At 51.0% G+C, this 25,362-nt stretch carries 11 protein-coding genes; all 11 read left to right on the top strand.

Annotated elements, in window-relative coordinates; all coding sequences use genetic code 11:
* Window positions 1-366 precede the first annotated feature (366 nt).
* The 11 genes from ACZMIG_RS05695 (at window position 367) to ACZMIG_RS05645 (ending at window position 25,354) form a co-directional block, all read left to right on the top strand.
* Entirely contained in the window at window positions 367-1,233 is an 867-nt protein-coding gene (locus ACZMIG_RS05695) for a sugar phosphate isomerase/epimerase family protein (protein WP_287602882.1), read from the top strand.
* Window positions 1,230-1,895, top strand: a complete 666-nt coding sequence (locus ACZMIG_RS05690; protein ID WP_021854996.1) for a DUF3826 domain-containing protein — start codon at window positions 1,230-1,232, stop codon at window positions 1,893-1,895. The genes ACZMIG_RS05695 and ACZMIG_RS05690 overlap by 4 nt, the downstream gene beginning before the upstream one ends.
* 36 nt (window positions 1,896-1,931) lie before the next feature.
* Window positions 1,932-4,013 (top strand): aceric acid hydrolase, encoded by a 2,082-nt coding sequence (locus tag ACZMIG_RS05685; protein WP_418874801.1) that lies wholly within the window; start codon window positions 1,932-1,934, stop codon window positions 4,011-4,013.
* On the top strand, window positions 3,992-5,752 hold the full coding sequence (locus ACZMIG_RS05680) for a right-handed parallel beta-helix repeat-containing protein (RefSeq protein WP_125104642.1): 1,761 nt from the start codon (window positions 3,992-3,994) through the stop codon (window positions 5,750-5,752). The genes ACZMIG_RS05685 and ACZMIG_RS05680 overlap by 22 nt, the downstream gene beginning before the upstream one ends.
* 70 nt (window positions 5,753-5,822) lie before the next feature.
* Window positions 5,823-7,199: an MFS transporter gene (locus tag ACZMIG_RS05675; protein ID WP_418874802.1), complete on the top strand. Its 1,377-nt coding sequence runs from the start codon at window positions 5,823-5,825 to the stop codon at window positions 7,197-7,199.
* Entirely contained in the window at window positions 7,183-9,264 is a 2,082-nt protein-coding gene (locus ACZMIG_RS05670) for an alpha-L-rhamnosidase-related protein (RefSeq protein WP_418874803.1), read from the top strand. The genes ACZMIG_RS05675 and ACZMIG_RS05670 overlap by 17 nt, the downstream gene beginning before the upstream one ends.
* The gene (locus ACZMIG_RS05665) at window positions 9,261-11,903 is read left to right on the top strand and encodes an alpha-d-galacturonidase (RefSeq protein WP_487889224.1); all 2,643 of its coding nucleotides are present in this window, start codon (window positions 9,261-9,263) and stop codon (window positions 11,901-11,903) included. Before ACZMIG_RS05670 ends, ACZMIG_RS05665 begins: the two co-directional genes overlap by 4 nt.
* 18 nt (window positions 11,904-11,921) lie before the next feature.
* Entirely contained in the window at window positions 11,922-15,965 is a 4,044-nt protein-coding gene (locus ACZMIG_RS05660) for a beta-d-glucuronidase/beta-L-arabinofuranosidase (protein WP_418874804.1), read from the top strand.
* Between the two features lie 323 nt (window positions 15,966-16,288).
* Window positions 16,289-19,387 carry a glycoside hydrolase family 2 TIM barrel-domain containing protein gene (locus ACZMIG_RS05655; protein WP_487889223.1) on the top strand — a complete coding sequence of 1,033 codons (3,099 nt, stop codon included), beginning with the start codon at window positions 16,289-16,291 and terminating at the stop codon, window positions 19,385-19,387.
* A 10-nt stretch (window positions 19,388-19,397) separates the two neighbouring features.
* Window positions 19,398-22,208 (top strand): glycoside hydrolase family 2 TIM barrel-domain containing protein, encoded by a 2,811-nt coding sequence (locus tag ACZMIG_RS05650; protein ID WP_487889222.1) that lies wholly within the window; start codon window positions 19,398-19,400, stop codon window positions 22,206-22,208.
* Window positions 22,208-25,354, top strand: coding sequence for a glycosyl hydrolase (locus tag ACZMIG_RS05645; RefSeq protein WP_487889221.1), 3,147 nt, complete (start codon window positions 22,208-22,210; stop codon window positions 25,352-25,354). Before ACZMIG_RS05650 ends, ACZMIG_RS05645 begins: the two co-directional genes overlap by 1 nt.
* Window positions 25,355-25,362: the final 8 nt, after the last annotated feature.

Below are 25,362 nucleotides of genomic sequence, written 5' to 3'. Positions count from 1 at the left end.
ACAGGTAAAGTGTTTCTACAGGTTTTTATTTATGGTAAAGTTAGGAAGGAGATATGCCGTGTTGGCATATCTCCTTTTATTTTTTCATTTCATCAGCAATATGCCGGCGCCCACGTTTACTGAAAGCTACAGATTAACCTATGGTAGGAAAAGCTGCCTGCAACAAACAAAACACAACAATCCATTCCGCCACAATGTAAACACAAAAGCTTTATTCCACACCCAATATATAATGGAACCTTCAATGGCACTTTGCCTTGTTTATCAAAAAATGAAGTAGAAAAACATTATTAACGGCTAACACAATCACAAATAGGTCTCAAATAAATAGTACAAAACAGGCCATGGCACGTCTGTAAAATAATTATGAAACGTTTATTTATTACATTATTAATATTAACGGCAGGAATTATTGTTCCTGAATCGGTTTTAGCGCAACAGCGCTATCAAATCGGAGTGTGTGACTGGATGGTGCTGAAGCGCCAGAAACTGGGCGAGTTTAAGCTGGCCAAAGAACTGGGATGCGACGGCATAGAAATGGACATGGGAGGCCTGGGCGTGCGCAACTCGTTCGACAACAAGATGCGCGACCCCAAGATGGTGAAGCTCTTTAACCACACGGCAGACAGTTTCGGCATAAAGGTTGGAGCCGTGGCCATGTCTGGCTTCTACGGACAAAGTTTTGCAAAGAAAGAGAGCTGGCGCTGGCTGATACAAGACTGTCTCAACACGATGGACGCCATGGGAGCCAACGTGGCATTTCTGCCCCTTGGAGGATGCGGCAACAACTGGACCGACTCACTGCCGCTGCGCCAGCAGATAGTGTGGCGTCTGCACGAAATAGGCGAGATGGCCAAAGCTCGCGGCAAAGTGATCGGAATAGACACCCCGCTCGATGCAGAAGGCAACATAAAGCTGCTTGATGAGATAAATTCAGAAGGAATTAAGATATTCTACAAATTCCAAACAGCTATAGAAAACAAAAGAAACATAGCAAAAGAAATAGAAAAACTCGGCAAGGACCGCATCTGTGCCATACACGCAAGCAACACGGACGGTGTGTGGCTCAGAAACGACAAGGCTGTGAACATGAAAAAGATAAAAAAGGCCCTCGACAAGGCAGGATGGTCTGGCTGGCTCTTTGTTGAGCGCAGCCGCGACGTAAATCAGGTTCGCAACGTAAAGAAAAACTATGGCGAAAATGTTAAATACTTAAAAGAGATAATGCAATGAAAAAAATTTTAACTATTTTTGTATCGCTTATAACATTCGGAACAAATTACGCTCAAACAATCCAGTTAAACTCTAACGGCCGCGACCAGAACTATGTTAACACCATTCTGGGAAGAGCGCAGAAAGTAACTGACGCACTGAACATAACCGGAACAGACAAGGGCGAACAAGTCAGAAACATTGTTGCAAACAGATATTTTATTCTTAATGACATTTACGAAGAAAGAGACAGCCTGAAGAAAGTTGCTTCTTCACTTGCCGGCGACGACAAGAAACTCGCACAGAACTTCGCAGAAAGTCAGAAAGACCAGAAACTTTACCGTTCACATGCAGGATTTATTGCCGACTTGTCTTTGTTCCTTGACGATGCTCAGATCGAGACAGTTAAGGACGTGATGACCTACAACGTCGTAAAGGTTACATACGACGCTCAGTGTGACATGATTCCTACTCTGAAAGATGAAGAGAAGAAGCAGATTCTGGCATGGCTTAAAGAGGCACGCGAATATGCCATCGATGCAGAAAGCTCTAAGAAGAAGCACGAAACCTTCGGAAAATACAAAGGAAGAATCAACAACTACCTAAGCAAGCGCGGATATAATCTGCAGAAAGAGCGTGAGGAATGGGCTAAACGCGTTAAGGCACGCGGAGGCACACTGTAACGCATCTAAAAAACATTTATACCTCGAAGATATATAATGAAAAAATCTATTCTGATAAATATTCTGATTTCTGCAGCCGCAGCCACACCGGTCATGGCACAGCAGAATGGCATAACAGACACACGCAACAGCAAGTATGCCATAATAAACTCCACCCCTATAAGCGCCGTAAAATGGACAGGCGGTTTCTGGGGTGAGCGCTTTGGCGTGTTCAGCAGCACTTCGCTGCAGAGCATGTGGGAGACATGGAAGTCAGACAAAGGCCACAGTTACAACAACTTCATGATTGCAGCCGGCGAGAAGAAAGGCAAGCGTCATGGACCTCCGTTCCACGACGGCGACATGTATAAGTGGCTCGAGGCCGTAGCTGCAGTATATGCAGTCAACAAAGACCCTGAACTTGAAAAGATAATGGACCGCGTGATAGAGCTTATAGCAAAAGCCCAGCGTCCAGACGGCTATCTGCACACACCGGTGGTAATAGCTGAAATCAACAAGAAGGCACTTCAGGACGAAGAGAAAGAGAACGAGACCATTGGCACAAAAGTAGGCACAAGCAAGGACGGCCGCTTCGGCAATCCGCTCAACTTTGAGGCCTACAATCTGGGACATCTCATCACTGCCGGAATTATCCACCACCGCGCAACAGGCAAGACCACTCTGCTCGACTGCGCGATAAAGGCTGCCGACTGCCTGTATGACTTCTACATGAATCCGTCAGCCGACGCACTCGAGAAAGGAGTAATCTGCCCCTCACACTATATGGCCATAACCGAAATTTACCGTGAGACAGGCAATCCGAAATATCTCGAGCTGTCGAAACAGCTGATAAACATACGCGACAGCGTAAAGAACGGCACAGACGACAACCAGGACCGCATACCGTTCCGCCAGCAGTACAACGCCATGGGACATTCGGTCAGAGCCAACTATCTGTATGCCGGCGTTGCCGACCTTTATGTTGAGGACGGCGAGGCACAGCTGAAGAAAAACCTCGACTCAATATGGAACGACATCGTCTACCGCAAGATGTATATCAACGGAGCCTGCGGCGCACTGTATGACGGCACTTCGCCCGACGGTACTGAATATAAACCAGACCTTATACAAAAAGTACACCAGAGCTACGGCCGCCCATATCAGCTGCCCCACTCTACCGCACACAACGAAACCTGCGCCAACATTGGCAACATGCTGCTCAACTGGCGTCTGTTCCAGAACACAGCAGACGCAAAATACACCGACCTGGTGGAAAACTGCCTGTTCAACAGCATTTTGTGCGGCATAAGTCTCGACGGCAAGAAATATTTCTACACCAACCCGCTGAGAATGTCAGACGAGCTGCCGTATAAGCTGCGCTGGCCCAAAGAGCGTACAGAATACATCAGTTGCTTCTGCTGTCCGCCGAACACGCTGCGCACACTCTGCGAGGCTCAGGACTATGCTTACAGCGTAGGCAAAAAAGAGATTTACGTTAATCTATATGGCGCAAACACTCTCACGACAAAGCTTGACGGAATAGGCGAAATAACTCTAACACAGGAAACCGACTATCCGTGGAACGGAAGCATCGCCCTCAACGTGACAAAGCTGAAAAGCAAAAAAGATTTCACGCTGAAGCTGAGAATTCCGGCATGGTGCTCTGACGCCAAGATAACAGTAAACGGCGAGCCTGTCAACACTGACATCAAGAGCGAATCGTATGCAGCTGTTACACGCACATGGAAAAAGGGCGACGTTGTAAGACTCGAAATGCCTATGGAGACAAAACTCGTTGAGGCAAATCCGCTGGTTGAAGAATGCCGCGGCCAGGTGGCTGTACAGCGCGGACCTATTATATACTGTCTCGAGAGCAACGACCTCAACGGCGTTGACATTGATAACATAGCCATACCGGTAGACGCAAAGTTTGTGCCCGTAGAGACAAACATAGAAGGAAGCCGCATCATGGCGCTTGAGACAGAAGCCGTAAACCGCAGCGAGAAGTCATGGAACAACACTCTTTACAGAGAAGTGAGCAAAGACAAGAATAAAGTGAAAATACGCCTTATACCCTATTATGCATGGGGCAACAGAGGCAAGAGCGAAATGACAGTATGGATACCCGCAGAATATTAATAACACTAATATCCGCAGCTTTTGCCGGAATAAACATCTATGCGACCGACTTGATTGTCAAGCCGGGCGCATATGCTATAGAGAAAGCCTTGCAGCAGGCCAGAGAAGAAAGACGCCTGAACAACGCAAAGGACATAACCATACGCCTGGCGGAAGGCACATACAGCCTTAATCAGCCCATCGTTGTAAGACCCGAAGACAACGGCACACGCATTGTTGCCGACGGCAATGTGACGATAAGCGGTGGCGTAAGGATAACCAACTGGCACAAGCAAGGCAAGATGTACGTGGCCGACGTGCCCGACTTCAACGGCCGTCCGCTTGAGTTCAGGCAGATGTGGGTAAACGGCAAGAAAGCCATACGCGCACGTGATGTTGAAGACTTCAGCGACATGTTCAGAATAAGAAGTCTCGACAAGGCAAAAGAAACAATATACGTACCGGCAAAGGCCGTGAAGAAAATAGTGAACGCCAAGTATGCAGAAATGGTGCTTCATGAGATGTGGTGTGTTGCCAACTTGCGCATAAAGTCGGTTAAGATAGCCGGCGACAGCGCTGCAGTGACATTCCATCAGCCCGAAAGTCACATCCACTTCATGCACCCTTGGCCGTCGCCAATGGTTACATCAGACGGACACAACTCAGCCTTCTATCTCACTAATGCAAAAGAGTTGCTCGACAGCGAAGGCGAATGGTATCTCGATGCTAAAGCATCTAAACTGTATTACATTCCCCGCAAAGGCGAAAACATGAACACGGCCGAGGTGATTGTGCCTGCAGTGGAAACTCTGCTGAAAGTGGAAGGCACGCCCGACAATCCCGTAAAAGACGTAACTTTTGAAGGCATAACATTTAGCTATGCAACATGGATGCGCCCGTCTATAAGCGGACACGCCCCACTTCAGGCCGGTATGTACATGACTGAGGCCTACAAGCTCAGACCGAAGATGATACGTCCCAACGGCGACCACAAGCTCGACAACCAGGGATGGGTGGGACGTCCGGCAGCGGCAGTAAGCCTCAACTGTGCCGAAAACGTGTCATTCACAAAGTGCAGCTTTGAGCACAATGCATCAACAGGTCTCGACTATCATACATATATAAAAGGTGGAACCGTTGACCGCTGCAAGTTCAGCGACATGGGAGGCAACGGCATTTTGGCAGGAAGCTTCGGTCCGGAAGCTCACGAGGCCCATCTTCCTTATGATCCGTCAGACCGCAGGATTATATGCACAGACCTGAACATAACCAATAACCTCATAACAGACGTGTCGAACGAAGACTGGGGATGCGTGGGCATAGGTGCTGGTTTTGTGAAAGACATAAAGATATGCCACAACGAAATCAGCGAAGTGTCATACACAGGCATCAGCATGGGATGGGGCTGGAATCAGCAAGTATGCTCTATGTCCAACAACCTGATTAAAGGCAACCTCATCCATCATTATGCCAAGCACATGTATGATACAGCCGGAATCTACACTCTCGGCTCTCAACCCCACTCGTTTATCGAAGAAAATGTAGTGAGAGACATCTACTCGCCGAGCTATGCACACGACCCGAACCACTGGTTCTATCTGTATACTGACGAAGGCTCTTCTTACATAACCGTAAGAAACAACTGGACTCCGAGCGAAAAATATCTGAAAAACGCCAACGGACCCGGCAACACATGGGAGAACAACGGCCCGAACGTGGCCGACAGCATAAAGGCAAATGCAGGTATTATGGCTGAATAACAGGCCATAATACCTTTAAACGAATTAATCAGTAAAACAAATAAACGAATCTATTTACAAATCTAATAATATGGGAAAAAGTAAAGGAAGCTTAAAAAGCACCATAGCCGTGTCGCTGACAAACTATCTCGACGCGGGAGCAATAGTGGCCGGAGCCAGCGGCCTGACGCTTTGGCAGAATTATCTCGACCTCAGCGAAGCTCATTTAGGATGGCTCAATGCCATAAGCGCCAACTGCCTCGGTGCAGCAATAGGAGCAATTATTGGAGGATTTCTCGCAGACAAATACGGACGCAAAGCCATCTACACATATAACATGCTAGTGTATATGCTCGGCGTGGCAATAATCATGTTGGCCGTCAACTTCCCCATTCTGCTTTTAGGCTTTCTCATAACAGGTATATCTGTCGGCGTAGGCGTACCGGCATCATGGACTTATATTTCAGAAAGTTCTGAGACGGCAAACCGCGGACGCAACATCTGCATATCACAGATGGCATGGGGCATCGGCCCTCTTATCATTCTTATCATCGGAACATTGCTGGCACCGGCAACAGGAGGAGCAGGCGACACCGGAGGAGTGCTGTTTCCTTTTGTTGAATACGTGGCCAACCTCATAACAGGCGGCGAGGCACAGGGCGCAGCACTAAACGTGTTCAGTTCACGCATCGTGTTCGCATCTCTCTTCATCGTTGCCTTCATAGCATGGCAGCTGCAACGCCGCCTCGACGAAAGTGCAGAATGGAAAGCTGCAAAGGCTGCTGAAGCAAAGGACGACACAAAGAAACACGGAGTGTTCTCTTCATTTGGCGAACTCTTCTCAAACAAGGTTTGCGTGCGTTCTATGCTGTTCTTGGCAGGAATGTATCTCACATGGAACCTTGTATGTTCTGTCATGGGTTTCTTCCAGCCGCACATATATGAGACAGCAGGCGGCCTCAGCAACGAGATGGCAAACATGTTTGCTGCCGGACAGTGGGTGGTCATCATCATCATGACATTTGTCTGCTCGCTGATTATCGACCGTGTCAACCAGCGCATGCTCTTTGCCATAGGCGTAAGCATGGGTGTTTTGGCTTGGTTGATTATTGTAACTATAGGCATCACCAGCATGACAGGTCTCGTTGTGTTCACACTTTTGTGGGCAATCCAGGCCGGAATATCCGTACAGACATTCTATGCTCTATGGGCATCAGAGCTGTTCCCTGCCAAATACAGGGCAGCAGCACAGGGCATCATGTTCTTCATCGTAAGAGGCGTATCAGCCGTATGGGGACTCTACTTTGTTCACATCTACGGCAAAAACGGCGAAGGCTTCACCATCGCAGGATATATAATGATGGCATTCTTCATAATATCCCTCATCATAGGCACTGTATGGGCACCTAAGACACAGGGCAAAACACTTGAACAAATAACAAAAGAAAGATATGGCGACAACATATAAAGCAACATGGATATGGTATCCGGGCGACTATGAGATATGGCTCGGCAACAAGATGAACAACCGCCGCACAGACCGCGGTGCGTATTTTCCGCCGTTCTGGAAACAGGACAGCCACTATGTAACCGTAGAGTTCAGCAAGGCCGTTGACCTTACAGAAGACGAAGAACTGAAGATCGAGGCCGAAGGCTCTTACAACATAAAGATTGACGGAAAGATGCTTTTCGGCATGCCCAAGAAAATTACTTTGGCTGCAGGAAAGCACCGCATAAACATCAAAGTGCACAACCAATGCACCCCGCCGGCACTTTATGTTGACGGAAAGACGGTGAAGACAGACGGCACATGGAACGTAACATTTGAGGACAAAGAGTGGATTGACGAGAGCGGCAAGGCCAGCGACACGTCATCTACAGTATATATGCCGGCAGGATTCTATAACTTTGACAACATAGAACAGCGCCCGTCACAGTTTAAACTTGAACGCGAACGCCATGAAGCCGTGGCTGCCGAAGGCAACGTATACGACTTCGGAAAAGAGACTTTCGGCTATGCCATACTGAAAGGCATAAGAGGCAACGGCACGATAAATATCTACTACGGCGAGAGCAAGGAAGAAGCCACGGACAAAGACCACTGCGAAACACTCGACAAACTTGAAGTATGCAATGGCATAGTAACTGATTTGGCTACAAACCAGACAACAGAACTCGCTGACGAATACGTGCTCGGTAACAGCAAGGCATTCAGGTTTATCTGCGTTGAGACAGAAGGATGCTCTCTAAGCGGCGTAAGCATGGACTATGAATTTATGCCCGAAGAAGAGAAAGGAACGTTCAGATGCAACGATGAAGAACTTAACAGAATATGGGAAATCGGCGCATACACAATGCAGCTAACCACACGCGAGTTTTTCATTGACGGCATAAAGCGCGACAGATGGGTGTGGAGCGGCGACGCAACACAGAGCTATCTGATGAACTACTATCTGTTCAACGACAACGACATGGTGAAACGAACCACATGGCTGCTTGCAGGCAAGGCTCCTATAACTAGCCACATAAACACCATAATGGACTACACCTTCTTCTGGTTTAACTCTGTATACGACTATTATCTGTACAGTGGCGACCGCCATTTCCTAACGCAGATATATCCTACGATGAAGACCTACATGGACTACGTGCTCGGCAGAACAGACGAAGACGGTATGGTTGAGGGCATGGACGGCGACTGGGTGTTCGTCGATTGGGCAGACAAACCCATGGACAAGCACGGACAACTCGCCTTTGAGCAGATTCTTTTCAGAAAGTCTCTTGAGGCTATTGCTGCCGTGGCCAAACTTACCGGCAACGACGAGGAAGGAAACGCATATCAGGAAAAAGCCGACGAACTTGGCAACAAACTGATGCAGTTCTTCTGGAACGACGATAAACAGGCACTCGTACACAACCGTCTTAACGGAAAGCAGAGCGAAGACGTGTTCCGCTACCCCAACATGTTCGCCATAATATTCGGCTATCTTGACGAGGAAAGACAGCAGACCGTGAAGAATTCTGTAATCCTCAACGAGGACGTTCTCAGAATAACAACACCCTACATGCGCTTCTACGAACTTGAAGCCCTGTGCATGCTGAACGAGCAGGACAAGGTTATGAAAGAGATAAAAGACTATTGGGGAGGCATGCTCAAGGAAGGTGCAACATCATTCTGGGAGAAATACAACCCTGACGAACACGGAACCGAGAAACTGGCAATGTATGGCCGTCCATACGGCAAGAGTCTCTGCCACGCATGGGGAGCAAGCCCGATATATCTGCTCGGCAAATATTATCTCGGCGTGAAGCCCACAAAGCCCGGCTATGAGGAATATACCGTCGAACCGGCTCTCGGCGGACTCGAATGGATGGAAGGCACCGTGCCGGCTCCGTTCGGCTCCATCTACGTGAAAATGGACGGCAATTCGGTTACCGTAAAGAGTGACGGCGGCCATGGAACGCTTATATTGGAAAACGGAAAAAGAAACATAGAAATACCATCAGGAAAAGAAATTACAATTAAATTATGAGAAACATTCGAAGCATAATTGCATCAGGACTGGTGATAGCATTATCGAGTTGTGGAACCTCTGTAACGAAAGTAGAACATAACCCGGCAGTGCCGCAGACAGAGTATGCGGCATCTCTGATCAACAGTTATGTGCCTTCAATGCAAAAGGGATACAAGATTAAAATCGGTGTGGCCGAAAATCCGGCCGACCTGCCGCAGGAAGGATTCACAATAAAGAGAAAAGGTAAGACAATAAACATCATCGGCAACGACGCGTCGGGTGCCATATATGGCGCTAACCGACTGCTCGAGTATTATAAGCTCAACGGCAACCTGGAAATACCCACAATCATTGTTGACGCACCCGAAATGAAAATACGCGGAGCATGCGTGGGCCTTCAGAAGACAGTATACCTGCCAGGGCACAAAGTTTACGAATATCCTTACACACCAGAGAACTTCCCTTGGTTCTACGACAAGGAGCTGTGGATAAAATATCTCGACATGCTCGCAGCAGACAACATGAACGCCGTGTTCCTGTGGAACGGCCATCCGTTTGCTTCACTTGTAAAACTTGAAGACTATCCTTTTGCCGCCGAAGTTGACGATGCCACAATGGCTAAGAACCAGGAGATGTTCTCCTTCCTTACAACAGAGGCTGCAAAGCGCGGTATACGTGTAATACAGATGTTCTACAACATCATCCTGTCGAAACCATTTGCCGACCATTACGGCATCGCCACACAAGACCGCAACCGCCCCATCACTCCGCTTATCAGCGATTACACACGCAAGAGCATTTCGGCATTTATCCAGAAATACCCAAATGTAGGCTTCCTTGTATGCCTCGGCGAAGCTATGGCTACGATAGAAGACGACGTTGAATGGATGAAAAATACCATCATACCGGGCATTAAGGACGGTCTGAAAGCGTCTGGCAGAACAGATGAGCCGCCTATCATCCTGCGTTCACACGATACAGACGGTCCACGCGTGCTGCGTGAGTCGCTTCCGCTCTACAAGAACATTTACACAATGACAAAATATACGGGCGAATCGCTCACCACATATGAGCCGGGAGGTCCATGGGGCGAGACTCAGAGACAGCTCAGCAGCGTGGCTCCGATACACATAAGCAACGTGCATATTCTTGCCAACCTCGAGCCGTGGAGATGGAGCTCGCCAGCCTTTGTAGACAAGGCGGTGAAAGCCATGCACAGAGTTCATGGCGCAAACGGTCTGCACCTTTATCCTCAGGCTAACTACTGGGACTGGCCTTACACAGCCGACAAGCTCCCCAACGGTGAGCGTCAGCTGCAGATAGACCGCGACTGGATGTGGTATTCGGCATGGGGACGCTACGCATGGAAGAGCCAGAGAGACAATGACAACGTGTATTGGCAGAAGGTTCTGGCAGACCATTACGGCACAGACACACTCACAGCAAGACATATTCTCAAGGCTTATGACGAAAGCGGCGAGATTGCACCTAAACTCATACGCCGCTTCGGCATCACAGAGGGCAACCGCCAGTGTCTGTTGCTCGGCATGAAAGCCAGCCAGCTCGTAAATCCTTATAAGTATACGGTTTATGAGGAGTTCTACCAGAGCTGTGGCCCTGCCGGCGAGAAGCTCATTGAATATGTTGAGAAAGAATGGAAGCACGAAAAGCACGTGGGTGAACTTCCGCTCGACATAGTAGACCAGTGTGTTGAACACGGCGACAAAGCTGTTGCAGCAATAAGCAATCTCAGCGACAAGATTACAAAGAACAAGGACGAGTTTGAGCGTCTTGTGAACGACATGGAGTGCTACAAAGAGTTTGCATATTCGTTTAAATACAAGGTTCTCGGCGCACAACAGGTGCTCAACTACAAGTGGAGCAAGGATGTAGAATACCTGAAAAAGGCCGTTCCACTGCTCGAGAAGAGTAACGAATACTACAAGAAGCTGGCCGAGAGGACAAAGGACACATATCTCTATGCCAACAGCATGCAGACCTCACAGCGCCGTATACCTGTAGGCGGTGACGGAGGCAAGTTCAAGACATGGGAAGAGATGATTCCTGTTTATGAGGACGAACTTAACAGCCTGAAGAGCAACATCGTGAAGCTTACTTCTCCGGATGATGCTAACAGCAAGAACGAGAAATACCCCAAGGCCGTAAACGCTGATGTAAAACTGATAAGCAACTACAAGACCGTTACGCTGACCAAGGGCGCCAAGCTGTTTGAAAACCGCGACGAGGCTATCGATTCGCTTGCTCCTGAACTTGAAGGACTCAAGGCTCTTGTGCTCAACCGCGACACAACGCGCATCGTGGGAGGCAAGGTTGAGTTTGAGACCAGCAAACCCGTCAAGATGCTTGTAGGCTTCTTCATCGACGACCAGAACAAGTTTGCCAGTCCTCCAAAACTCGAGACCGACGCTACCGGCAACGAGTTTGGACAGGCTGAGGCGCTGATAACCAACGCCATAAGCATGTCTAACATGCCTATAGTAAACATTCATGCATATCATCTTAACCCCGGACGCCACGTGATAAACCTGCCCAAGGGCATTATAATGGTTGCCGGATTTACAGCCACAGACCTCAAGATAAGAGACGCCAAACTCAACGGCGGCAGCAACGAGGTAGACTGGCTATTCATGAAATAACACTGCTGAAGAATAATAATGGTAAAGAACATCCTGTTAGTTTTGATGCTGCTGATATGCACCGACGCAAGCGCACAGAGCCGCAGCAGACGACGCGCAAAGGCAAAGCCCGTTGTGCAGACTGTCGTGAGCCAGAAAGAGATGCAGAAGGTGTATGAGGCCGCACGAACTCCGTATAAATATGGTCTGGTCGTTGCTCCCGAAAGCAACGACCGGAAAATAGACTGCCCCACCGTGTTCAGGGAAGGCAACAGCTGGTATATGACCTATGTGTGCTACAACGGCTCTAACGGCACAAACGGAAGAGGCTACGAGACGTGGCTTGCCAAGAGCGACGACCTGCTCCACTGGACCACTCTCGGACGCATACTGGCATTCGGCAGCGAGGGCTGGGACATGAACCAGCGCGGCGGTTTTCCGGCACTTATCGACTATGAATGGGGCGGCAGCTACAACATTGAGAAATTCAAGGACCGCTATTGGATGACTTACATCGGCGGACAGGGCACCGGCTACGAGGCCGTGAACGCTCCGCTGAGCATCGGTCTGGCCTCAACTAAAGAGGACATCACCAAGGCGCACCTGTGGGAAACCTACAAGAAGCCCATACTGTCGTATGACGACAAGAATGCCCAATGGTGGGAGCAGCTGACTCAATACAAGAGTACGGTGTACAGAGTAGACAAAAAGAAGTTTGGCTACCAGTTCATGATGTTCTACAATGCCGGCGGAAAAGACGCCACTCATCCAAAAGGCGAACGCATAGGCATTGCCTTCTCGAACGACATGAGAAAGTGGCACAGATACAAGGACAACCCCATATTCGCACACGACAGCGACGGAACAATAACCGGCGACGCGCAGATAGTGAAGATGGGCAACCTGTATGTAATGTTCTACTTCTCGGCCTTCAACCCTACACGCGAATATAATGCGTTCAATACCTTTGCCGCCAGCTACGACATGATTCACTGGACCGACTGGAAGGGTGAAGATCTCATTGTGCCGTCGAAGTCTTACGACGAGATGTTCGCTCACAAGAGCTCCGTGATCTACCATAACGGCGTGGTATATCACTTCTATTGTGCCGTAAACAACTCTGAACAGCGAGGCATCGCCCTGGCAACAAGCAAGCCCATGGGACAGAGCGAAGTCAGCTTCCCCAAGCCCAACGCAACGGGCAAGCGCTTTATAACGTCGCTCAACGACAACTGGGAAGTTAGCTACGGCCGCAACAAGTTCAGAACCGACATACCCTACAATCTTGACGACTATTACGGCGCGCTGCAGAAAGAACACGGCAACCTGCACGGCAGAGCCGACTTCAAGAAGTTTTTCCTTGCGCCCAACATGGAGGGCAAAGAATACTTCCTGCGCTTTGAGGGCGTAGGAACATACGCCGAAGTGACGCTCAACGGCAAGAAAATAGGTACCTACGACATTGGCCGCACGACCAAGACCATTGATATAACAAAATATGTACGCAAGGGCGACGAAAACCAGCTTGAAGTAAGGGTGAACCATCCGAAGGGCATAACCGACATGCCGTGGGTGTGCGGCGGATGCAGCTCTGAATGGGGCTTCAGCGAAGGTTCACAGCCGTTCGGCATTTACCGCCCCGTGGTACTTGAGATAACAGACAAGGTGAGGATAGAACCCTTCGGCGTGCACGTATGGAACAATGCCACGGCCGACAGCATATTCGTAGACACAGAAGTGCGCAACTACGGCACTGACACCGCTTCTGTAAGCCTGACTAGCAAGATATGCGAGCAGAACGGCAAGCAGGTGATACGCCTCACAGAGAACATAACGCTGAAACCGGGCGAGACCAAGATCATAAGACAGTCGGCTCCGATAAGCAATCCTAATCTTTGGAGCATAGAGAAGCCTTATCTCTACAAGCTCAGCAGCATTATAAAGCGCAACAACAAGGCCACCGACGACCTCGTAACTCCGTTCGGTGTAAGGACGGCAAGCTGGCCGCTGACACGCAACGACGGCGATCAGCGCTTCTATCTGAATGGCAAGCCCGTGTTTATCAACGGCGTATGCGAATACGAACACATGTTCGGACAGAGCCACGCTTTCTCCGACAGGCAGATAGACGCACGCATAAAGGAGGTGAAGAGCGCCGGATTCAACGCCTTCAGAGACGCCCACCAGCCGCACAACCTCAGATATCAGGAGCTTATCGACAAGGAGGGACTGCTGTGGTGGCCGCAGTTCTCAGCCCATATATGGTATGACACGCCACAGTTCAGGGAGAGCTTCAAGCGCCATCTTATCCAGTGGGTGAAGGAGCGCCGCAACTCGCCGTCGATAATACTGTGGGGACTGCAGAACGAAAGCACCCTGCCGGCCGACTTTGCCAAGGAATGTTCTGACATAATACGCAAGCTCGACCCGACATGCGGCACCATGCGCCTGATAACGACATGCAACGGAGGCGAAGGTACAGACTGGAACGTGGTGCAGAACTGGAGCGGAACCTACGGAGGAAAGATTGAAAACTACGGCAACGAGCTGAAACAGCCCGACCAGCTGCTCAACGGCGAATATGGCGCATGGCGCACCGTGGGCAACCATACGGGCGAAAGATACACCGAGGAGAAATTCTGCGACATACTGGAGCGCAAGGCACAGCTGGCCGAGAGCGTAAAAGACAGCGTATGCGGACAGTTCCTCTGGGTGCTGCAGAGCCACGACAACCCCGGCCGCCGCCAGCCCGACGAGGGCCTGCGACGCATCGACAAGGTTGGTCCGTTTAACCACAAAGGACTCTTCACCACATGGGAGCAGCCTACAGACGCCTTCTATATGTATAAGTCGCGCTATGTCAAGGCCGACGACGAACAGACAGTGTATATCGTGCCTAACATCTCTGAAGACAGCGTGCGCGTCTACAGCAACTGCGACTCTGTAAGACTGAGCTGCGGCAAGTGGGCCGAAACTAGGGTGAAGGCCGACACGACGTCGCTCTTCAGATGGACAGGCATAAGCCTCGACGGCGACATCATCAAGGCTACGGCATATCACAACGGCAAGGCCGTGGCCGAAGACTCGATAGCCCTGCCGTCATACAAGGGCTGGGACGAAAGCATGCTGAAACCCCTGAAAGGCTACAACTATCTTTACAACATCAACTGCGGCGGCGACTCTTACACCGACAAGTTCGGCACGGTGTGGATGCAGGACAACACAAAATGGTCTAAATCATGGGGCAGCAAGTTCCCCAAGGAAGCCAGTCCGTATCAAGCCAGCCAGACATGCAACAACGGCCTTGCCGTGTCGCCTCTGTTCCGCACGTCGCGCTTCGGCCGCCACGAGCTGTCATACAGCTTCCCCGCCAAGCCGGGCAACTACCGCATAGAGCTCTATTTCATTGAGCCGTGGTATGGAGCAGGCGCAAGCGAGACAACCGACTGCGAAGGTCTGCGCCTGTTTGACGTGGGCATCAACGACAGCACGTATATCAGGAACCTCGATCTCTGGGCACAGGCAAGATATGCCAAGCCATACAAGCGCGTGGTGAACATACACAACTCTGACTACCGCATAAACATCAACTTCCCCAAGGTGAACGCCGGACAGGCCATAATATCGGCCATAGCCATAGCCACAACAGACTCTACTGCGGCTGCCGACTATCCCGAGGAGAACGAGCCGGAGATGTGGAAAAACTTTGACAGCGACATACTTACCAACACGCCCGACAGCCTGCTGCCACCGCGCAGCAACAGCTCGATAAGCGTGGAGGGAATGATAAACAACGGAGTGATGACATGGAACTACAACGTAGGTGTGGCAAAGGTTTATGCCCTGCGCTTCCGCTACTACAACCCCGAGGCAGAGCGCACGCTGCACGTGAAGATAACCGACCTCAACGGCGTGGTGTATAAGGAAGACGACATAACGTTCGTAAAGACGCCTGAAAAGAAAACCAAGAGGCGCAACACCAGCATCACCACCGGCTCGCAGACCAACGCCGGCAGCTACATAGTGACACTGAGCGGCGAAGGCATTGAGAAAATGTTGTTTGACAAACTGACTATCGAATAAAGACCGGCTCTGCCGGCTGCCAACTCAAGCCGCCACGGCATACGGCCCTACTGCTGTTGAAGGGCTGTTTTGCCGTTGCGGCAGCAACGTTTTTAATCGGATGCACAACGCGCTGATTTTCAACACGTTGCAAAAGGCCGTCTTTTAGACTGCAAAAGATGCCCTTTTAGACGGTAAAAGCATACCTTTTAGGATGCAAAAGGACGCCTTTTACAAAACGGCTGACATGTATCGCAAAACTTAAAAGAAAAGATACATGACAAGGACGCATGACAACGATGCACCGAAACTCGGAAAAATAACATAAAAGAAGATACAGACAAATGAGAAACATCCTGATGACAGCCACACTTGCCTTATGCTCGTGCATGGCAATGGCACAAGGCCACGACTGGGAAAACCAGTATGTGCTCTCTATAAACCGCGAACCGGCAAGGGCGGCGTTTACGCCATATCTTACTGCTCCGGGCGACATGACCATGACGCTCGACGGACAGTGGAAGTTCAACTGGACCAAGACACCCGACATGCAGCCGGAGAATTTTTATCAGACCGACTTCAACGACAGCGGCTGGACAACGTTTCCCGTGCCGGGCGACTGGGAGATGAACGGCTACGGCACGCCGATTTATTGCAGCTCCGGCTACGTGTTCAAGATTAATCCGCCCTACGTTATGGGCGAACCCAAACAGAAATACACTTCGTTCATAGAGCGCAACCCCACAGGCTGCTACCGCCGCACGTTCACCGTTCCGGCATCATGGAGCGGCAAGGAAGTGTATGTCCACTTCGGCTCAGTGTCGAGCGCGTTCTACATTTATGTCAACGGCAAGCAGGTGGGCTACTCGCAGGGCAGCATGGAGCCGGCAGAATTCAGGCTCACGCCCTACCTCAACAGCGGCACTAACCTCATAGCGCTTAAGGTTCTGAAATATTCAGACGGCAGCTATCTCGAAGATCAGGACATGTGGCGCATCGGAGGCATACACCGCAGCGTGTATCTATATGCCACGCCGCAGATACGCATACGCGACTTTGGCGTGCGCACCATTCTCGACGACACATACACCGACGCCACACTCGTGGTTCATCCCGAACTTGAAGTCGTTGGCAGCCAGCGCGGCGAGGGCTATCACATCGAGGCGCAGCTGTATGACGCCGAGGGCAAGGCAGTGCTCGACAGCACTCTGAAAGAAGATGCCGCCACGATGCTCAACCTCGACAACAAGGCAAAGATAATGAATGCACGCAACCCGCAGCGCGGATATGCCGCCTACGGATGGCTCAAGGCAGAGGTGAAGAATCCGCATAAGTGGTCGGCAGAGACGCCTTATCTGTACACGCTCAAGCTGGCTTTGGTAGACAAGGCAGGCAACACCATAGAGCGTGCAGAGACAAAAGTGGGCTTCCGCAAGCTCGAAATTAAGGACGGCCGCTTCCTCGTCAACGGCAAGCAGGTGCGCCTGCGCGGCGTAAACCGCCACGAGATGGACCCCATAACGGGCAAGGTGATGACAGAAGAGCGCATGCTGCAGGATATAATGCTGCTGAAGCAGTGCAACATTAATGCCGTGCGCACATGCCATTATCCCAACGACACGCGCTGGTATGAACTGTGCGACAAATACGGAATATACGTCATGGACGAGGCCGACATAGAGGAACACGGACTGCGCGGCAAGCTGGCAAGCGAGCCTTCGTGGGCAGCGGCCTTCATAGACCGCACACAGCGCCTCGTAATCCGCGACCGCAACTACCCCTGCGTGGTGTTCTGGTCGCTCGGCAACGAGTCGGGCTGGGGCCCCAACTTCGCGGCTACCGGCGCATGGATAAAGGAATACGACCCCACACGCTTCATTCATTACGAAGGAGCGCAGGGCCCCGACAGCAACGACCCGGCAACGGTAGACGTGATAAGCCGCTTCTATCCGCGCGTGCAGGAGGAATATCTTAACCCCGGTGTGAAGGACAACAACATGGAGCGCCCTGAGAACGCGCGCTGGGAACGCCTGCTGAGCATTGCCGAGAAGAAAGGCGACAACCGCCCCGTAGTGACGAGCGAATACGCCCACGCTATGGGTAACGCCCTCGGAAACTTCAAGGAATACTGGGACGAGATATACAGCAATCCGCGCATGCTCGGCGGTTTTATATGGGAATGGGCCGACGAAGGCATATTCAAGAAGCGCGATGACGGCAAGACTATGGTGGCATACGGCGGCGACTTCGGCGACGCGCCTAACCTCGGTGCATTCTGCGTGAAGGGCATCGTGTCGTCCGACAGACAGACAACGCCTAAATATTATGAGGTAAAGCAGGTTTATGCGCCTCTTAAACTGACGCTCGACGGCAACCGCATTAACGTTATAAAGCGCGACGAACACGTTGATATAAACAATTACCGCTTTACATGGAATATCACAGAGAACGGCAAGATAAAGAAGAAAGGCGAGCTGAAAGACTTCACGTTGCCTCAACTTAAATATTCTGACGATGCCGACGTGCGCCTCAACATAAGCGTAACGCTGAAGAACGACGCAAGCTGGGCAAAGGCAGGACATGAGATCATGCACAGCCAGTTTGTGCTCAACGACAAGCTCGCGACAGCCTTCAAGGCCGCTGAACTCAAGAAGAACAAGGATGCCGACATAGAGGCTGCAAAGCAGTGGATAGAGAACGTAAAGCCAAGATTCTTCCGTGCGCCGACCGACAACGACAAAGGCTTCGGCAACTGGATTGCAAAAGACTGGAAAAGAAACCGTCTCGACTCAGCCGAAATTGTTGAGAACGAGCCGGTGAAGGCAACGAGAAATACAGACGGAACTGTGAGCGTCAAGGCTTCTTACACCTGCAAGTACATCAAAGGTTCTATACGTACCGACTACAGCTATACCGTAGACGCAAACGGTTCGGTAGACTTTAAGGCAACATACACACCGAGCGGAGAACTGCCGCCGCTGCCGTGCGTGGGCAACACATTCGTGATGCCGGCGTCATACACTAACATCAGCTGGTATGGCATGGGCATGCTGGACACTTACCCCGACCGTCTTGAGGCAGCATGCATCGGTCGCTGGAACTCAACTGTCGACAAACAGTATGTCCACTATCCGCGTCCGCAGGACAGCGGCAACCACGAACAGGTGGCAGAACTTACGCTGACAGACAGCAAGGGCAACGGATGGAAGGTTACGACAGAGAGCGGCAAGCCATTCTCTTTCTCTGCCCTGCCCTACTCTGACATGCAACTCTACAACACGGCGCACGACTGCGACCTGAAGGTTGAAGACCATGTTTACCTCAACATCAACGCCGCCGTGATGGGACTTGGCAACAGCAGTTGCGGTCCCGGCGTGCTCACGAAGTATGCCATCAAGCAGCAGCCCTACTCGCTGCACCTCCGTTTCACCAAGATTAAATAAAAATACAGATATGAAAAAAATTTTAATTTCAGCACTCTCGCTCTTTGCGGCCATGACATCAATGGCCCAAAGCAGCGTCTACACGCAACGCCAGTATCTGAGCGGACGCGGAAGCGACGACATGGTGCAGTGGGACTTCTTCTGCACCGGTGGTAACAACTCGGGCAAGTGGACCAAGATTGGTGTCCCCTCTTGCTGGGAGCTTCAGGGCTTCGGCAACTATCAGTATGGCATGAAGTTCTATGGAAAGGCTTTTCCCGACGGCATTGCCGATGAGAAAGGCATGTATAAGTATGAGTTCACCTTGCCCGAAGAATGGGCAAACCATCACATCGAGCTCGTGTTCGAAGCCTCGATGACTGACACAGAGGTGAAGATAAACAAGCGTAAGGCCGGCTCTATGCACCAGGGAGCATTCTATCGCATCACCTACGACGTGAGCGACCGCGTGTTCTTCGGCAAAAAGAAGAACCTGCTTGAAGTTACCGTGAGCAAGGAGAGCACCAACGCCGGTGTGAATCTTGCCGAGCGCCGTGCCGACTACTGGAACTTCGGCGGCATCTTCCGCCCTGTGTTCATCGTCTGCAAGCCTGCCATCAACATCGAGCGCACAGCCATTGACGCCAAGGCCGACGGCACATTCAACGCCTATGTGCTGCTTAACCACACGCTCGAAGGCGCAAAGGTGAAGACCACTATCAGCGACATGAGCGGCAAGAAGGTGGCAGAAAACACCACAGACGTGAGGACAGGCGGCAACGAAGCCAACGTTTCGTTCAGCGTGAAGAGTCCTAAACTGTGGACAGCAGAAACGCCTAACCGCTATAAAGTGAGCTTCGCACTCATCGACAAGAACGGAAAGACGCTGCACATTGAGCAGGACAAATTCGGCTTCCGCACAATAGAAACGAGAGCAGGCGACGGACTTTACATCAACGGAAAGAAGGTGAACATACGCGGCGTGAACCGTCACAGCTTCTGGCCGGAAACAGGACGCACGCTAACTCCGCAGAGAAACATCGACGACGTGAAACTGATGAAGGCCATGAACATGAACGCCGTGCGCCTTTCTCACTATCCTGCCGACCCGGAGTTTTATGATGCCTGCGACAGCCTCGGCCTCTATGTGATGGACGAACTAAGCGGATGGCATGGTCATCACGAAACTATCAACGGACAAAAACTTATCCGTGAGATGGTTACACGCGACGTTAATCATCCTTCTATAATATGGTGGAGCAACGGTAACGAGAAGGGATGGAACACCGAACTTGACGGCGAGTTCCACAAATGGGACATTCAGAAGCGCCCGGTGCTGCATCCGCAGGGCAACTTCAGCGGCTATGAGACAATGCACTACCGCTCTTACGGCGAGAGCGAGGAGTATATGCGCAAGCCTGAAATATTCATGCCTACAGAGTTTCTGCATGCTCTTTATGACGGCGGAGCAGGTGCCGGACTGTATGACTATTGGGAGCTGATGCGCTCATGGCCGAGATGTGCCGGAGGATTTATCTGGGCATTGGTCGATGAAGGCGTTGTAAGAACCGACATGAACGGCATGATTGACAACGTGGGCAACTACGGAGCAGACGGCATCGTTGGTCCTCACCGCGAGAAGGAAGGCAGCTACTACACCGTAAAACAGATATGGAGCCCTGTGCAGATATCAATGCCGGACAACTTCAACGGCACACTCAACGTTGAAAACAGATATAACTTCCTGTCGCTCAAGGGCTGCAAGTTTGACTATTCTTACGTAAAATACGACGGAGCAGAAACCAAGACAGTAAAGCAGGGCACTGTAAACGGTGCCGACATAGCTGCCGACAGCAAGGGAGAAATAAAGATTCCTGCTGCCCCCGACAATGCTGACGCACTCAGCATAAAGGCGACAGACCAGTATGGTGAAGAGCTTTACACATGGGTGTTCAAGCTGAAAGACGCAGACAAACTGCAGGTTAAGGCTGCAAAGGCCGGCAAACCTGTTATGAACGGCAACACTGTGAAGGCAGGAAACGTTACCTACACATTCTCAGAGACAGACGGAACACTGAGCAGCGTAACCACCGGCAAGGGCGAATATAAGTTCAACGGCGGCCCGAAATTCTTTGCTTATCGCCGCGCCGACCGCTCATTCGACCAGTTCTATAACCACGACGACCCTGAAGCAGAGAAGAAGAAGACCACCTACACTGCCTATGAAGACCAGGGAACATTTGCCGGACTGAGCTGCAAAGACGGACAGAACGACACTCTTATAGTAACAGCCGACTACAAGCTCGGCTCACTTCAGAAGGCAGAATGGCGCATCGCACCCGACGGAGGAGCACGTCTTGTCTATACATACAACTTCAACGGCGTTGTCGACCTCATGGGCGTAATGTTCAATTTGCCTGAGTCTGACGTACTGAGCAAGCAATGGCTCGGCCACGGTCCTTACCGTGTATGGAAGAACAGACTGCATGGTCCGCAGCTTGGAGTATGGAGCAACGAATACAACGACCCCGTTCCGGGCGAAAGCTTCACTTATCCTGAGTTCAAGGGTTACTTTGCCGGCGTGCAGTGGATGAAGCTGAAGACCAAGAACGGCACAATAACCCTGCAGCCTGGCACCGACAAGGAATATGTAGGAGTTTATCAGCCGCGCGACGGACGCGACCAACTGCTCTACACACTGCCTGAAACAGGCATAAGCATGATGCAGGTGATACCGGCAGTAAGAAACAAGGTGAACACCACAGACCTCAACGGTCCTTCGGCACAGCCTGTATGGGCACGCGGAAGCTACACCGGAGAAGTAACCTTACACTTTGAATAATGATGAAAAAACTCTTTTCGATAATACTTGCGTTCGCCACTTGCGCAAACGCATTCTCACATAAAGCCATTCAGGAGTCCGCTCCTGAATGGTATAAACGTTTCATGGCCCCTGCCCCAGAGACTTATCCCTGGACCTTCTGGTACTGGATGTACGGATGCGTTACCGACGAAGGCATCAAGTTAGACCTTGAGGCTATGCACGACGCAGGCATAGCCGGCTTCTACCTTATGCCGATAAAGGACACGACGGACGGCAAGGGATATAACGGCACAGCACGCCAGCTCTCGCCCGAATGGTGGAAGCGCATGGACACTGTATTCCGCATGGCAGACAGTCTGAAACTGCAGATGGGCATACACTTCTCTGACGGTTTCGCCCTCGGCGGCGGCCCTTGGATTACTCCGGCAGAGTCGATGCAGCGCATTGTATGGTCAGACACCATTGTGTCGGGCGGCAAGCAGAGCCTCACTTTGTCGCAGCCTAAGGCATACAAAGACTATTATGAAGACATTGCCGTTTACGCATATCCGGCCGAATACGCCGACGACCGCAAGCCAAAGGCTTCAGTAACATTCCCGTTCCGCTCGTCAGAGCCGTGTGACATCATCATGTCTTACGACAAGCCCTACACCCTGCGCAGCGTTGAAATAGTTACCGGAGGCAACAACTATCAGGCTCACCGCTTCAAGGTGTATGCCTCTGACAACGGAAAAGACTATAAATTCGTAAGAGAAATAAGTCCGGCAAGACAAGGATGGCAGAACACCGACGCCTATGCCACTTATGCAATACCTGCCACAACGGCACGTTTCTTTAAGTTTCACTGGACTCCCGAAGGCAGCGACCCTGGTTCGGAAGACATGGATGCGGCAAAATGGAAGCCCAACCTTAAGATTGCAGGCATCGTTCTTGGCTCAGAACCCGTAGTTGACGGATATGAAGGCAAGTCGGGCAAGGTGTGGCGCGTGTCAAAGAAGTTCCCCGTTGCCGACAACGAGTGCGTGTCTTTAAGCGAAATGATAAACCTTTCTGACAAGTTTATCTCATCTAATCAAACAGGCAAAGATGTAACCGTAAACCTTCCGAAAGGCAAGTGGCACATACTCAGAATAGGCCATACATCGACAGGACACACCAACGCCACCGGCGGCGGAGGACGCGGACTGGAGTGCGACAAGTTCTCGCGCGAAGCCATAAACAAGCAGTTTGACAACTGGTTTGGCGCCATATACAACCATGCTCCCAAAGATGTAGTAAAACGTGTGTTGACACGTCTGCACGTTGACAGTTGGGAGTGCGGCAGCCAAAACTGGAGCAGCAACTTCGCTGATGAATTTAAGCGCCGCCGCGGCTACGACCTAATGCCATGGCTTCCGCTCTATGCCGGAGTGCCTATGGAGTCTTCTGAGAAGTCAGACGCTGTACTGCGCGACATACGCCTTACCATCGCCGAACTTATCAACGACGTGTTCTTTGACGAAGTGGAGAAGCTCGGAAAGAAATACGGATGCACCCTTTCAGCCGAATGTGTTTCGCCTACAATGGTGAGCGACGGCCTGCTGCACTATCAGCACACCGACTATCCAATGGGCGAGTTCTGGCTCAACAGTCCTACTCACGACAAGCCCAACGACATGCTTGACGCCGTAAGCGGAGCGCATATATACGGAAAGAACATCATACAGGCCGAAGGTTTCACAGAAGTAAGGGGCACATGGGACGAGGATTTCGCCCTGCTGAAACCGCTGCTCGACCGCAACTACTGTCTCGGAATAAACAGCATTGTGTTCCATGTGAACACTCATAATCCATGGACCGACCGCGCACCGGGCATGACGCTCGACGGCATAGGCACATTCTTTCAGCGCGACAACACATGGTGGCGCGAGATGCCTGCCTTCACCGACTACATAAAGCGCTGTCAGGCGTTGCTGCAATATGGCAGCAATGTGGCCGATCTCGCAGTATACACAGGCAACGAGACACCAAGAAGAGCATTGCTGCCCGAACGCCTTGTAAGTTCGCTGCCCGGACTATTCAGCGAAAAGGACATTCTGCGCGAAAAAGCCAGACTGGCAAACATTGGTCAGCCGCTAGAAGTTAGTCCCGTAGGAGTTACACATACAGCCAACATGACCAAGGCTGACGCATGGACTAATCCGCTGAGAGGCTACCGTTATGACTCGTTCAACCACGACGTGCTGACAAAAGCCCGCGTTGAGAACGGCATGATTGTAACAGAAGGCGGCACAAAATACGGCGCACTCGTTATTCCGCAGGCACGCCCGATGAACCCCGACCGCATCGTTACATGCTGGAACGTGATAGACTCGCTCGAGGCTAAAGGCGCACGCGTGATACGCAAGCCATGGACACAGAGCGACCTTTCGTCAATAGGCATAAAGCGCGACATCACGCTGCCTGAAGGTATCGACTATGTTCATCGCCATGCCGACGATGCCGACATCTACTTCATGAGCAACCAGACCGACAATACAATCAGTTTTGTACCTGAGTTCAGAGCCGTAAGGGCCAACAAATATATTGCTGACCCGATGACAGGCAAAGTGTATAATGCACAAAACCAGCTTACGCTGACTGCCGGAGCATCGCTCTTTGTTGTGCTGACCGACCAAAATATTGATGCCGAAGACATGCCCGACATGAGCAAATATGACACGGCTATCAGCCTTGACGGCAACAAATGGACTGTGAAGTTTGAGAAAACCGGCAAACAGGCAACAACGAAAAAGCTCTTCGACTGGAGCAAGGCCGACGACCAAAGCGTAAAATTCTACTCGGGACACGCCACATACGAAACAACGTTCAAGTATAAGGGCAAGCCTGAGGGCCGCGTATTCATCGACCTTGGCGAAGTAGCCGACATTGCCACAGTGTATGTAAACGGCAAGATGTGCGGCACGGCATGGATGCCGCCGTACAACGTTGACATAACACAGGCTGTGAAGAAGGGCAAGAACGAGCTGAAAATAGTTGTAGTGAACACATGGGCAAACGCCCTGCAAGGCAACGACCAGGGCACTCCGCCGTTTGAAGGCATTTGGACTAACGGCAAATACCGCCGCGCAAGCAAGGAACTGCTGCCGGCAGGACTGCTGGGACCGGTGGTGATTAAAAATTGAGAATTAAA

The organism is Xylanibacter sp., from assembly GCF_057607445.1.
The sequence above is the reverse complement of the archived record's forward strand: the minus strand, read 5'-3'. Positions and strand labels throughout refer to the sequence as shown.

Bases quoted from the DNA above. Each gene is read 5' to 3' on its own strand.
- ACZMIG_RS05660 (WP_418874804.1), top strand. From the start codon at position 11,922: ATGGTAAAGAACATCCTGTTAGTTTTGATGCTGCTGATATGCACCGAC.
- ACZMIG_RS05645 (WP_487889221.1), top strand. From the start codon at position 22,208: ATGATGAAAAAACTCTTTTCGATAATACTTGCGTTCGCCACTTGCGCA.
- ACZMIG_RS05685 (WP_418874801.1), top strand. From the start codon at position 1,932: ATGAAAAAATCTATTCTGATAAATATTCTGATTTCTGCAGCCGCAGCC.
- ACZMIG_RS05650 (WP_487889222.1), top strand. From the start codon at position 19,398: ATGAAAAAAATTTTAATTTCAGCACTCTCGCTCTTTGCGGCCATGACA.
- ACZMIG_RS05655 (WP_487889223.1), top strand. From the start codon at position 16,289: ATGAGAAACATCCTGATGACAGCCACACTTGCCTTATGCTCGTGCATG.
- ACZMIG_RS05670 (WP_418874803.1), top strand. From the start codon at position 7,183: ATGGCGACAACATATAAAGCAACATGGATATGGTATCCGGGCGACTAT.
- ACZMIG_RS05680 (WP_125104642.1), top strand. From the start codon at position 3,992: ATGGATACCCGCAGAATATTAATAACACTAATATCCGCAGCTTTTGCC.
- ACZMIG_RS05675 (WP_418874802.1), top strand. From the start codon at position 5,823: ATGGGAAAAAGTAAAGGAAGCTTAAAAAGCACCATAGCCGTGTCGCTG.
- ACZMIG_RS05690 (WP_021854996.1), top strand. From the start codon at position 1,230: ATGAAAAAAATTTTAACTATTTTTGTATCGCTTATAACATTCGGAACA.
- ACZMIG_RS05665 (WP_487889224.1), top strand. From the start codon at position 9,261: ATGAGAAACATTCGAAGCATAATTGCATCAGGACTGGTGATAGCATTA.
- ACZMIG_RS05695 (WP_287602882.1), top strand. From the start codon at position 367: ATGAAACGTTTATTTATTACATTATTAATATTAACGGCAGGAATTATT.